The following is a 12,473-nucleotide window of genomic DNA, read 5'->3' on the forward strand; positions in this document are numbered from 1 at the left end:
AAAAGCGTCGTAAAACCGGCTTTTAGCCGGTTTCAAAGCGTAGACAAAGTGCCTTAGCGCGGTCAAGGAGAGGATAAAAAAGATTCACCCCGGACCCCAGACGCTGATGAACGAAGGGAAAGTCCTCAGTCGTCAGTGCGCAAAACCTTCGGTTTTGATAAGGTTTAGGGCAGGTTTGCTTTCTTAATTTGATGAAAGCCCAAGACGCCAGCCCGCAGGGGCGCCGGGGTTCTCGTATTTTTATCATCACCCTGACCTGGGTTTGTCGACAGTCTGAAACCGGCTTTTAGCCGGTTTTATTTTTTTATTAAAAACAATCTTTTTATTGTAAATGTTTTGCCCGCGTCCTCATTCGATGATAGAATAGCAATATTGAAAAAACATTAAAAAGTGTGGAGGTATCGCAAATGACGATTGCAACAACTCTTGAGGATCAAACCCTTCTGGCTGCTTTGGATGGCCGTTTGGACACCAGCAGCAGTCCGGAATTGCTGGAAGCGTTAAAGGACCAGAGTGCCGGGGTGGAAACCTTGGTGTTAGATTTTGAACAGATTGATTATATCTCCAGCGCCGGCATCCGGGCGGTGCTCATTTTACACAAGCAGATGGCGGCCCAGGGAGGGGCTTTAATTTTGCGCCATTTGAACAGCAGTGTGATGAGTGTGTTGAAAATGACAAAGCTGGACACTGTTTTCGCCATCGAAAAATAATAGGGCTACCGATGTTGTGCCAGAAATGGTCGCTGGGTTACCGGTTTTATCGCGGGAAAAATTAGATTTGGATTGAAAAGAGGTTGAAATGACAATATATTACCCCTGTACCCATCCTCAAAAAAGGATTTTATACACCGAGCTCATCGGTGATGCCATCAATTTATTTTCTTTTGCAGGAATGATGGTCTTTGAAACAACCGATGTCGGCCGCATTCAGGCGGCAGTTATTAAGGCCATGGAAGAAACCCCGAATTTTTCATTACGTTTTCGGATGGATGATGCCGGAACATTGTTTTTTTACAAGGGCCCAGAGGGTGTGGCAATTGAGGAGGTGGAGAATGGCCATCCGGCCATCCACACCTTTGATACGCTGTATGACTGTCCCCTTTACCATTTCTGCATCTATCCTACGGATCAGGGCTACACCCTTCAGATGAGCTTCCACCATAGCCTGTGTGACGGAACCGGCTTAGATCTTTTCGCCCAAAAGGTGTGGAGCTGGTATGAAAAGGGGGTATCCCTGTCCACCGTGGACCGCCCCTATGAAGAGTACGCCGACTGCGAAAAGCGGTATCTGGCTTCCGAGGCATGCACCGCTGACCGGGAGTATTGGCATTCGACACTGGCCGATGCCGGGGATTTAGCCAGTGAACCCCGGGGAGCAGAGGGGGATTATACCCGGGGCTACGCGGTGTTTAAGCTGCCTGAGGCGTTAACTCAGCAGATTGGCGAATTCCTTGACCAGCAGGCGACGCATTATTCGCCCTTTCTCTTTGCCCTGACGGCCATGGGTATGTTTTTAGCCAAACGCAATGGCAAACCAGGCATCCTGTTAAACCTGGGGGAGGGCGGACGGCGCCATTTAGAGGATTTCTCCCAAACCACGGGGATGTTCACCAGCCTGGTGCCCCTGAAATTAAGTTTTCCAGAGGATGAAGATTTAACAGGCTGCCTGAAAGCGACCAAGGGGGCTTTTAAGGCGGCCCTGGGTCATAGCCGCTACCCCTATGATATTCTGAGCCAAGAAATGCTGGAGGCCGGCGTGGATATTGGCGCCAGTGCCGCGGCTTCTATCGTCTCCAATGCTTACAATCCGGCCAGTCACCTGGCCCGGACTCTGTATGCCGACCAGGCGGCAGAAAACCTGACCATCCGCATTAATCCGGATGTGCCGGGGCAGGATGCCCTGGTATCCTTTGGCTTAGAGTATCAAAGGGCCTGCTACACCGAGGCACAGGTAGAAAAAATAGGTGAAGCCTTCTTAGACTATATGACAGCGCTGGTGGAGGAGCCAGCGGTTGCCTTTGGAAAGCGGTCCATCGACCCGGCGGTGATGGTGCCGGTGGAAAAGGCCAATGGGCAGCCAGTGGCAGATGCAGAGGAAATTACCCGGCTGGAGCGCTTTAACGCTACCGAACGGCCCTACGATGTCACTGCAACCCTGGTGGATTTGTTCAGAAACCAGGCTCAAAAAACACCAGAGGCTCTTTGTGTGGTTTATAAGAACCGCCGGTATACCTACGCCCAGGTGGACCGGCTGTCGGATAATCTGGCCCGTTATATCGCAGGGCAGGGCCTGGACACCGGGGATGTCGTATCCATTCTGATCCCCCGGTGTGAGTACATGGCCATTGCCTCCCTGGGGGTCTTAAAGGCCGGGTGTGCCTATCAGCCCCTGGACCCGGATTATCCCCGGGAGCGGCTATCCTTTATGATGACGGATGCCAGGGCAAAGCTCCTCATTACCGATGCCACCCTGAGGGAGCGGGTGCCTGATTATACCGGGGCGGTGCTGACCACCGATGCCATCCTGGGACTGCCTGGGTACGGTCCCTTACCTGGGGGACCCGCAGCCGAGGATTTATATATCCTACTCTACACCTCGGGCTCTACGGGGACTCCCAAGGGCTGCATGCTCCGCCATGAGAACATGGTGAATTTCTGCCATTGGTACCACCGTTACTACGGCCTGACCGAAGCGGACCGGGTGGCGGCCTATGCCAGCTACGGCTTTGACGCCTCTATGATGGATACCTGGCCGGCTCTGACCCGGGGTGCGGCCATGTATATCGTCCCAGAGGAAATCCGTCTGGATTTACTGGCGCTCAACGATTATTTTGAGGAAAACGGTATTACCATCGCCTTTATCACAACCCAGGTGGGGCGCCAATTTGCCACCTGTATTGAGAAAACCAGCCTGCGCCATTTAAGTGTGGGGGGAGAGGCCCTGGTTCCCTGCGCACCGCCGGTCGCCTATCACCTCCATAACCTCTATGGCCCCACAGAGTGCACCATTTTGGCCACGGCCAGTGAGGTCACCCGTCTTTATGAAAAATCCGTGCCCATTGGAGGGCCCATTGACAATACCAAGCTGTATGTGGTGGATGGGAAAATGCGACGGGTGCCCGTGGGGGTGCCGGGAGAGCTGTGCATTGCCGGGGTACTGGTGTGTGGGGGCTACCTGGGGCGACCAGAGCTCACTGCAGAAAAATTCATCCCCAATCCCTTTGATACCGACCCGGCCTACGCCAGACTCTACCGCACCGGAGATGTGGTGAAGTGGCTGTCCGATGGCCGTATCCAATTTGTGGGTCGAGAGGATGGACAGGTTAAAATTCGGGGCTTCCGTATCGAGCTGACGGAGATTGAGCAAAAAATCCGGGATTACCCGGGGATTAGGGATACTACGGTTATCGCCTGTGACGAGGAGGGGGGCGGAAAATATGTGGTGGCCTACGTGGTTTCGGACACCCCGGTGTCCATCCCGGATCTCAATGCCTTTATCGCAGCGGAAAAGCCGGCCTATATGGTGCCGGCGGTCACCATGCAGATTGACACCATCCCCCTGACACCGAATATGAAGGTGGATCAGCGGGCGCTGCCAGTACCAAACCGGGTGTTCGAGGATATGACGCCCCCCCAGACCCCATTGCAGGAAAAAATCCATAGTCTCTTGGCCGAGGTGGTGGGATCTTCTGCCTTTGGCATCGATACGGATATTTACGAAGCGGGGCTGACCTCCATCGGAGCGGTGAAGCTGGGCGTTGTCTTTTCCAAGGCCTTTGGCGTGAAGATGAACACCCAGGCCTTTAAAAAGTACAACACAGTGGAGAAGCTGGAAACCTATATCGACATTGCCGGTTCTGTTACCACGGCGGCTCAGGACCGCCCCCAGCAGGATACTTACCCCCTGACCCAGACCCAAATGGGGATTTATCTGGAATCCCAGCGGGATCCTCAGTCCTGCATGTACAATATCCCCCTGTTCTGCACCTTTTCCTACGACGAGGGAAGGGTGGATTCAAAGCCTTTGATTCAGGCGGTGACGGCAGCCTTTAACGCCCACCCTTATCTCAAGGTCCGTCTAGTAACTGACGGCGGAGAAATCCGGCTGAAACGTCAGGATGACGCACCGGTTTTGGTCAAGCATACCCGGCTGTCGGCGTCTGAGCTCACCGCCCGCCGGGCCCAGCTGGTTCAGCCCTTTAATTTTGAGAATGGTTTCTATCGCTGCGAAGTGATGGAGACGGAGGCAGGCATCAGCCTGTTCATCGATGTGCACCATTTGGTTTTCGACGGTACCTCAGCGATGGTTCTGCTGTCGGAAATCAATCGAGCCTATCAGGGGGAGGATTTAGTCGGAGAGGCCTATAGTTCCTTCGATTTAGCTCTGGACGAAGCCGAAAAGCGGAAAAGTGCTGCCTATACTGAGGCCAGGGATTTTTATCACGGGGTCTTTGGCACCATGGAAACCGATACCCGGCTGGACTACGACCGGCCCGAGGGGGACGTACCCCAGACGGCAGCCTTTAATGTGCCGGTGGAGGGGGTGTCGGCAGAGCGTCTAAAGGCCTTCTGTACCGCCCACCGGATCACCCCCAATGTGTTCTTTACGGGTGCCTTTGGGTTTACCCTGGCCCAGTTTAAAAACCAGGTGGAATCCGCATTTTGTACCATCTATAACGGGCGTAGCGATTCCCGCACGGCGGAGCTGACGGGGATGCTGGTTAAAACCCTGCCAGTGTACTGTAGTATGGAGGGGGCCAATACCATCGATGGGTATTTAAATGCGGTTAAAAAGCATCTCCTGGAAATAATGGAGCACGACATCTATTCCTTCGGGGAAATCAGCCGGGAGCTGGGGGTGAGTGCGGATATCCTCTTTGCCTACCAGGGCGGAGATTTCAATACCTTTACCCTGGACGGACGGACGGTGCCCATTGAAACCCTGTCCCTGTCAGAAACCAAGGCGCCGCTTTCGGTGGACGTGTACGACACCGCGGAGGGGGGCTATCTCACCAAGGTGGAATACCGCTCCGATTTGTACGGGCACAGCACCATGATCCGGTTCTTCGATGCCTTTACTGCGGTGTGTCAAAGCTTACTCACCGCGGAAACCTACGGGGATCTCAGGCTGGTTAACGCAGAAGATCAGCGCCAAATTACGCAGTTTAATGACACGGCGGTCCCCATTCAGGCACCCTTTATCCCTGAGCAGCTCCAGGCGGTGGCGGATGCGAACCCCCAGCACCTGGCTTTAATTAGCTGTGGGGAAAAACTGACCTTTGGGGAGCTCAACTGCGCCACCAACCGCATCGCCAATGCCCTCATTAAAAAAGGCATTAAACGTGAGGATATCGTGGCCGTACTGTTAGGACGGACGGCCCATGCCTATATGGCACGCCAGGGAATATTAAAATCCGGCGGGGCTTTTTTGTGCACCGACCCGGAATATCCGGATGAGCGCATTGGCTTTACCCTGTCCGACAGCCATGCCCGGCTTCTTATGACCACCCGGGATCAGGCTGAGCGGGCAGAGATCCTGTGCGGCGATGCCGGCACCTGCCGCCCGGTTTATATTGAGGATTTATTGGAGGAGGCGGATGATACCTATCCAGGAGTTGCCATTAAGGCGACGGATTTATGCTACTGCATTTACACCTCGGGTTCCACCGGTACACCCAAGGGCGTGATGATCGAGCACGGTAACCTGCGCCATTACTGCCATGCCAACCCTAAGAATCCGGAGATTCTATCCTATATTGACCATGCCACCGTTTCGTTGGCCTTTGCCGCACTGACCTTTGATGTTTCCATTTTAGAGGAATATGTGCCCCTGACCCAGGGGATAACGGTGTGTATGGCCAATGAGGAGGAAATCCATAACCCCCTGGCCATGCGGGATCTGCTGCTGGCCAACCAGGTGGATACTTTTACGGCGACCCCTTCCTATCTGGGGAACATCGTCGATATTGAGGAGATGGCAGAGCCCCTCTCTAAAATACGGAGCTTTAACGTGGGGGCAGAAAATTTTCCGTTGTCCCTTTATGACAAGCTGCACCGGGTTAGCCCGGCGGCACATATTTACAATGGCTACGGCCCATCGGAAACCACCATTGGCTGTACCTTTATCGAAATGACGGGGGAAGGGGTCACCATCGGCCGCCCCATGAGCAATATCAAGTGCTATATCCACAACCGCTACGGCCAGGAGCTGCCCATCGGCGTTGCCGGGGAGCTTATCATCGCCGGAGATGGAGTGGGAAGAGGCTATGTGGGACGTCCAGATCTCACAGAAAAGAGCTTTTTCCACATCGGTTCCCTGCGGGCTTACCACTCCGGGGATTTAGCGGCCTGGGATGAGGAGGGCCGACTGCCCTTCTTCGGCCGCCTGGACAACCAGGTGAAGCTGAGGGGGCTGCGGGTGGAATTGGACGAGGTGGAAGCGGCCATCAATGGCTACGACGGCGTTAAATCCAGTATCGTTCAGGTTCGGGGTCAGGATGACGGACAATTTTTGTGCGGCTTCTTCACGGCGGATCACCCGGTGGATCTTTCGGATTTAACAGAGCACCTCAAGGCGTCCCTCACCCACTATATGGTGCCGGGGGTCCTGACCCAGCTGGAGTCCATGCCCCTGACGCCCAATGGCAAAATCAATAAAAAAGCCCTGCCAGAGGTGAGCATGATGGCGGCCCAACGGGAATACGTGGCCCCGGAGAACGGGGATGAAAGCGCCATCTGTGCTTTAATGGAAGAGGTACTGTCCTGCGGGCAGGTGGGGGCCACCGACGATTTCTTTGAAATCGGCGGGACCTCCCTTTCTGCCTCCCGCCTGGCCATGCAGGCTGTGGGTAAGGGTCTGGGCTTCGTCTATCAGGATATCTTCAAGCACCCCACTCCCCGGGCGCTGGCGGCCTTTATTGCTGCGGGTGATACCCCGGCCGCCCCGGTGGCCGATCCCATTGTGGATTATGACTATAAAAAAATCCGACAACTTTTAAGCAGCAACCGGGTGGAGCATCTGGACCTGCTGAGCCGGGAGCCCCTGGGGGATATCCTGGTGACTGGTGCCACTGGGTTCCTGGGGATTCACGTCCTCCACGCTTTCTTAACGCAGTACACCGGTCGGGTATGGTGCCTGATTCGGAAAGGGGATGCAGAAAGTTTGGAAGAACGCATGCGCACCCTTTTAATGTATTATTTTGAGGATACCTTTGATGGGGCCTTCGGGGAGCGCCTGTTCTTAATCGAAGGGGATTTGACGGATCAAGCCGTGGTGGAGCATCTGGCAGAGGTGCCCTTCTCCACCCTCATTAATTGTGCCGCCAGCGTGAAGCACTTTGCGGCGGACGACAGTCTCCGGCGCATTAACACCGATGGGGTTAAGAACCTCATCCACCTCTGTGCCGCCACCCGGCGTAAGCTCATCCAGGTCTCCACCGTCAGTATTGCCGGGGACAGCTTAAATGACAGCATCCCCAAGGCCCGGCGCATGGCAGAGGACGATTTGTTCTTTGGGCAGTCCATCACCAACCAGTATATTGAGAGCAAATTCTTAGCTGAACAGGCGGTGCTCTCCGCCGCGGCCGAAGGCCTGCGGGCCAAGGTTATGCGCGTCGGCAACCTCATGAGCCGGGCCGACGATGGCGAATTCCAGATTAATTTTATTACCAACGGTTTTATGCGCCAGCTCAAGGGCTACGCCACACTAGGCCAGTACCCTGTGGAGAGCATGAATACGGTGGTGGAGTTTTCCCCCATCGACATCACCGCCCAAATGATTCTGGCCCTTGCGGAAACCGGGGATATTTATACGGTGTTCCATCCCTATAATAACCATTTTGTGTATATGTCCGATGTGGTAGAGGTCATGAATCAGGAGGGCTTCGGGATTCAGGTGACGGACAGTGCAAGCTATGAAGGGGCACTGCGCGACGCCATGGCCGATCCGGAGAAGGAGGACCGGGTGGCCGGGCTCATCGCCTATTTGAGCAGCGACACTGAAAATGTGGCCGTCCCCATCGATGGGGATAATACCTTCACCTCCGAGGTACTCTGCCGGCTTTATAAAAAATGGCCCATTACGGACAGTGCCTACATTCGCCAGGCCATTGGAGAGCTTTCTGGCCTTGGCTTCTTTGATGCATGAAGCTCTACACGATGTATACCTCAGCGCTGCAGTCAGCCGCCGTTTTCAATGGGCGGCTGACTGAGGTGCCGGTCTCCCGCCAGCAAAAGGCTAAAAGCTATCGCTTTGCCCGGGATCGGGCCCTGAGCCTGGGAGCTGGGCTTCTGCTGAATCAGGCGCTGGAAGAAGCGGGTATCGATCCCCGGGGTGTGGCGTTCCAGGCTTCGGATGGACAGAAGCCGGTCCTGAAGGGGCATCCGGATTTCCACTTTAACCTTTCCCACTCCGGGGACTATGCCATCCTGGGTGTGGCGGATACCCCCATTGGTGTGGATATTGAAAAAATGACGGACATCCCAAGGGCCCTTGCAAGACACTATTTTCATAAGGGGGAAATTGCTTTTTTAAATGGACTTTCGGAGGAAGGGTTTATTCCCGGCTTCTACCGGCTGTGGACCTTGAAGGAGAGCTTTATGAAGGCAACGGGCCTGGGCTTTAGCCTGGCACTGGATGCCTTTGAAATTCAGATGGGCAGTGCCATTGGGGTCCGCCAGAGGGTTAATGAAAAAAGCTATGGATTTACTGAGGTGGATGATCTTGGCGGCTATGCCATCAGCATTTGTGTCGAAGGGGGAGAAATAGGAAAAGTCCCTTTACAGGAGGAAGAACAAGAATGAAAAATATTCAATTTCGAAGTGCGGTTTTAGAAGATGTGGAAGCTTTAGGAAGGCTGTTTATCGACACCTTTGTCCACCGGGACCCTATGACGGCGCACCTTAAGCTTAGCGATGAAGAGGCCATGGACTACAGCCGGGTTATTTTTCCGGAATCCATCAAGGATGGCCTGACCATCCTGGCCGTGGATTCAGAGAAGGATAAAATTATTGGATTTACCACGGCCTTTAAGGAGGATATCGCTTCGGACCCCAGGGTGGTTTCACGTTTGAGCCCGCGCCTTTTGGAGGGCATGGCAGATACCAGCCATGTCTTCGATGTTTTGCTAAAACCCCTGGAGGAGAGGACCGATTACGATGCTAAAAGGTGCTTGACCGTGATGTACGCCGGTGTCCATGCAGACTACACGGGACACCATTTATCCCTTACCCTGATTGAGCAGCTCCTAAAGCGGGCCGTGGCCCTGGGCTTTACCACGGCTATTTCAGAATGCACCAGTGCCCGTTCCCAAACCCAGGTGGAACGCCTGGGCTTTACGCCCATCAATGCGGTGGCCTATGCTGATTTTGGGGTGGAGGCCTTTACCACGGTGCCCGGAGCCCTGGTACTTAGCCTGAAGCAATTGGGGAAAGTTGATTGAAAAGCCGAAAAAAGAAGGACTGGATGCCATGGCATCCGGTCCTTCTTTTATTACACCTGTGGTGTGGGGAGTTCGCTCATCAGCTCCTCGTTGATGATGCGGAGAATCCCCTCGAATTGGGCCAGCTCGTCGGGATTGAAACGCCCGCGGACCCGTTCCATCACCTCGCTCACATAGCGGTTGGTGATGTTGTAATAATCAATGTATTTCTGGGTAACCTGGAGATGGTATTCCCGTTTATCCTGCTCCGAGCGGACTTTTTTGAGATAGCCCTTACCCACCAGCTGATTGACCTTATAGGTGGCGTTGGGAGAGGAAATCTCTAAAAAAGTGGCGAACTCATTGACTGTCGGGCTGCCCAGGGCCATGATGGTTTCCATACAAAAGGTCTCCACTGTGGTCAGGCTGGCCTCCCGTTCCTGGAACCGGGACATGACTTCCTTATAAAAATGCAGTTTAAATTTTGTGTACAATTCTTTAAATACCGTTTCCAGCATGTGTTCTCCCCTTGCAATCATTTTCTGTTTTTATTATAGCAGGTGGACAGGACCACGTAAAGGGGATTTCACCCATGACATAAGGTAATGCTAAGCCTGAATGGCGAATATCAGCTCTGCCTTAGCCGCGGTTTTGCCGTTTACCCGGGCAATGGCGCTGCCAATACCCATGGGGCCCCGGAGGGTGGTGAGCTCTGTTTCCATTTCCAGGACATCCCCAGGGCGGACCTGGGCTTTGAACCGGGCGTTCTTTACCCCACCGAAGAGGGCAATTTTACCGCTATTTTCCGGAAGGGAAAGCAGGGCAACGGCCCCCACCTGGGCCAGGGCTTCCAAAATAAGAACCCCGGGCATAACGTGCTGCTCCGGAAAATGCCCCATGAAAAACATTTCTCCGGCGGAGACGCATTTAATGCCCTTGGCCCATTTACCCGCCTCGTAATCGGTGATCCGGTCCACCAGGAGGAAGGGGTAGCGATGGGGAATGATTTGTTGGATTTCGTTAGAATTCAGCTCTGGCATCCTAATCCTCCCAACGTTTGAAAAGCACCACGGCGTTATGACCTCCAAAGCCCAGGTTGTTACTCAGGGCATAGGTAAACGCTGCCGGTCGGCCTGCGTTGGGGACGATATCCAGATCACAGGCGGGGTCGGGATGAACATAGCCAATGGTAGGAGGGACGAATTGATCCCTTAAGGCCAGGGTGGTGAAGATGGCTTCCACGCCCCCGGTGGCCCCCAGAAGATGGCCGGTCATGCTTTTTGTGCTGCTCATACACAGCTTCTTAGCATGTGCTCCGAAAACGGCCTTGACCGCGGCGGTTTCTCCGGCATCGTTTAAGGGGGTGCTGGTACCGTGGGCGTTGATATAGCCAATGGCTTCCGGGGCGATGTCTGCATCCGCCAGGGCCTGGGCCATGGCTAAAGCCGCTCCGGCACCGGTGGGGTCTGGGGCGGTGATATGGTGGGCATCGCAGGTGGCACCGTAGCCCACCACCTCGCCGTAGATTTTAGCACCCCGGGCCTGGGCGTGGTTCAGCTCCTCCAGAATGAGGATACCAGAGCCCTCACCCATAACGAAACCACTGCGATCCGCATCGAAGGGGATGGAGGCCCGACTGGCATCGGACTCTGTGGTAAGGGCCTTCATGCTGGTGAACCCCCCCATGCCCAGGGGTGTAATGCTGGCTTCAGTGCCGCCGGTGAGGACCACCTCGGCGTAGCCATCCCGGATGTGGCGGAAGGCATCGCCCATGGCATTGTTGCTGGATGCACAGGCTGTTACAACACAGGAACACATGCCCTTAAAGCCGTGGGCAATGGCGATTTGTCCTGGGGCAATATTGGCAATGGCCATGGGAATAAAGAAGGGGGAGACCCGGTCAAAGCCCTTTTCCTGGCCACGGTCTTCCTGGAGCTCTGTGGTGCGCAGACCACCGATCCCACTACCGATAATGACGGCACAGCGGGTGGCATCTTCGGACGCCATATTAAGGCCGCTGTCCGTCATGGCACCCTGGGCGGCGACGACAGCCAGCTGAGTGCAGCGGTCCATGCGCTTGGCTTCTTTTTTGGGAATGAAGGCGTCCATATCCAGATCCTTCACCTCCCCAGCGATTTTGACCTTGTGGTTGACGGGGTCAAAGAGGGTGATGGGGCCGATGCCGCAAACCCCGGCCCTGGCAGCGGACCAGCTGTCCGCCGCTGTGTTGCCCAGGGGAGTAACGGCACCCAGGCCAGTGATAACAACTCTTCGTTTGGTCATAGTGATTCCTTTCCTGTGAAATTAGACGGCCATGCCACCATCGACACACAGCACCTGGCCGGTGATGTAGCCCGATGCTTCATCGGCCAAAAACGCTACGGCTGCGGCCACATCCTCGGGTTTACCTGGACGGGCCATGGGAATGGTGGTGACCATATCCGCCCTTTGGGTATCGGTAAGGGCGGCGGTCATAGCCGTTTCAATAAAGCCCGGGGCGATGGCATTGGCGGTAATCCCCCGGCTGGCCAATTCCTTGGCCATGGTTTTGGTCATACCGATGACGCCGGCCTTGCTGGCCACGTAGTTCATCTGCCCGGGGTTTCCCCGGAGGGCCACCACGGAGCTCATATTGATAATACGGCCGTAGCGCTGCTTCATCATAATCCGGGAGACGGCCTTCATACAGAGGAAGGTCCCCTTGAGGTTGGTATCCACCACGGCATCAAAGTCGGCTTCGCTCATGCGCATCAAGAGATTGTCCCGGGTGATGCCGGCGTTGTTCACCAGCACATCGATGCGGCCAAAGCGGTCGGTGGCGGCCTGCATCAGGGCAGCCACCTCCTCAGCCACAGCAACATCGGCTTTAAAGGCCAGGGCTTCAGCCCCCAGGGCTTCGCATTTTTCCACGGTCTGGGCAGCGGCTTCGGCGCTGCCGGAATAGTTAACCACGATGGAAAGGCCCCTTTTGGCCAGGGCCAGACAAGCAGCCTGGCCGATTCCCCGGCTGCCGCCGGTTACCACGGCGACGCGTTTGATATTGTTCATAGTGTTC

The 12,473-nt window shown here is 55.0% G+C and carries 8 protein-coding genes; 4 read left to right on the forward strand and 4 right to left on the reverse strand.

Going from position 1 to position 12,473, the window contains the following annotated elements:
- The first annotated feature begins 407 nt into the window (after window positions 1-407).
- The 4 genes from BLU30_RS00725 (at window position 408) to BLU30_RS00740 (ending at window position 9,439) form a co-directional block, all read left to right on the forward strand.
- Complete coding sequence (locus tag BLU30_RS00725) at window positions 408-710, forward strand: STAS domain-containing protein (RefSeq protein WP_090242412.1); 303 nt, start codon at window positions 408-410, stop codon at window positions 708-710.
- 88 nt (window positions 711-798) lie between these two features.
- Complete coding sequence (locus BLU30_RS00730) at window positions 799-8,145, forward strand: non-ribosomal peptide synthetase (protein WP_090242414.1); 7,347 nt, start codon at window positions 799-801, stop codon at window positions 8,143-8,145.
- Window positions 8,146-8,156: 11 nt separating this feature from the next.
- Complete coding sequence (locus BLU30_RS00735; protein WP_176770776.1) at window positions 8,157-8,801, forward strand: 4'-phosphopantetheinyl transferase family protein; 645 nt, start codon at window positions 8,157-8,159, stop codon at window positions 8,799-8,801.
- Window positions 8,798-9,439 (forward strand): GNAT family N-acetyltransferase, encoded by a 642-nt coding sequence (locus tag BLU30_RS00740; RefSeq protein ID WP_090242418.1) that lies wholly within the window; start codon window positions 8,798-8,800, stop codon window positions 9,437-9,439. Before BLU30_RS00735 ends, BLU30_RS00740 begins: the two co-directional genes overlap by 4 nt.
- Window positions 9,440-9,489: 50 nt before the next feature.
- Here BLU30_RS00740 and BLU30_RS00745 read toward each other — a convergent pair whose 3' ends face one another.
- The 4 genes from BLU30_RS00745 to fabG all read right to left on the reverse strand — a co-directional run bounded on the left by BLU30_RS00745 (window position 9,490) and on the right by fabG (window position 12,466).
- On the reverse strand, window positions 9,490-9,936 hold the full coding sequence (locus tag BLU30_RS00745) for a MarR family winged helix-turn-helix transcriptional regulator (protein WP_090242420.1): 447 nt from the start codon (window positions 9,934-9,936) through the stop codon (window positions 9,490-9,492).
- 90 nt (window positions 9,937-10,026) lie between these two features.
- The gene (gene fabZ / locus BLU30_RS00750) at window positions 10,027-10,458 is read right to left on the reverse strand and encodes a 3-hydroxyacyl-ACP dehydratase FabZ (RefSeq protein ID WP_090242422.1); all 432 of its coding nucleotides are present in this window, start codon (window positions 10,456-10,458) and stop codon (window positions 10,027-10,029) included.
- Window position 10,459: 1 nt separating this feature from the next.
- Window positions 10,460-11,701 carry a beta-ketoacyl-ACP synthase II gene (gene fabF / locus BLU30_RS00755; RefSeq protein WP_090242443.1) on the reverse strand — a complete coding sequence of 414 codons (1,242 nt, stop codon included), beginning with the start codon at window positions 11,699-11,701 and terminating at the stop codon, window positions 10,460-10,462.
- 21 nt (window positions 11,702-11,722) lie between these two features.
- A complete protein-coding gene (gene fabG / locus BLU30_RS00760; protein WP_090242445.1) occupies window positions 11,723-12,466 on the reverse strand; it encodes a 3-oxoacyl-[acyl-carrier-protein] reductase in 744 nt (247 codons plus the stop codon).
- Between the last annotated feature and the right edge of the window lie 7 nt (window positions 12,467-12,473).

Source organism: Eubacterium barkeri (assembly GCF_900107125.1).
Lineage (GTDB): Bacteria > Bacillota > Clostridia > Eubacteriales > Eubacteriaceae > Eubacterium_O > Eubacterium_O barkeri.

Coding starts and splice junctions, on each gene's coding strand:
- BLU30_RS00725 (WP_090242412.1), top strand. CDS start 408: ATGACGATTGCAACAACTCTTGAGGATCAAACCCTTCTGGCTGCTTTG.
- BLU30_RS00730 (WP_090242414.1), top strand. CDS start 799: ATGACAATATATTACCCCTGTACCCATCCTCAAAAAAGGATTTTATAC.
- BLU30_RS00735 (WP_176770776.1), top strand. CDS start 8,157: ATGTATACCTCAGCGCTGCAGTCAGCCGCCGTTTTCAATGGGCGGCTG.
- BLU30_RS00740 (WP_090242418.1), top strand. CDS start 8,798: ATGAAAAATATTCAATTTCGAAGTGCGGTTTTAGAAGATGTGGAAGCT.
- BLU30_RS00745 (WP_090242420.1), bottom strand. CDS start 9,936: ATGCTGGAAACGGTATTTAAAGAATTGTACACAAAATTTAAACTGCAT.
- fabZ (WP_090242422.1), bottom strand. CDS start 10,458: ATGCCAGAGCTGAATTCTAACGAAATCCAACAAATCATTCCCCATCGC.
- fabF (WP_090242443.1), bottom strand. CDS start 11,701: ATGACCAAACGAAGAGTTGTTATCACTGGCCTGGGTGCCGTTACTCCC.
- fabG (WP_090242445.1), bottom strand. CDS start 12,466: ATGAACAATATCAAACGCGTCGCCGTGGTAACCGGCGGCAGCCGGGGA.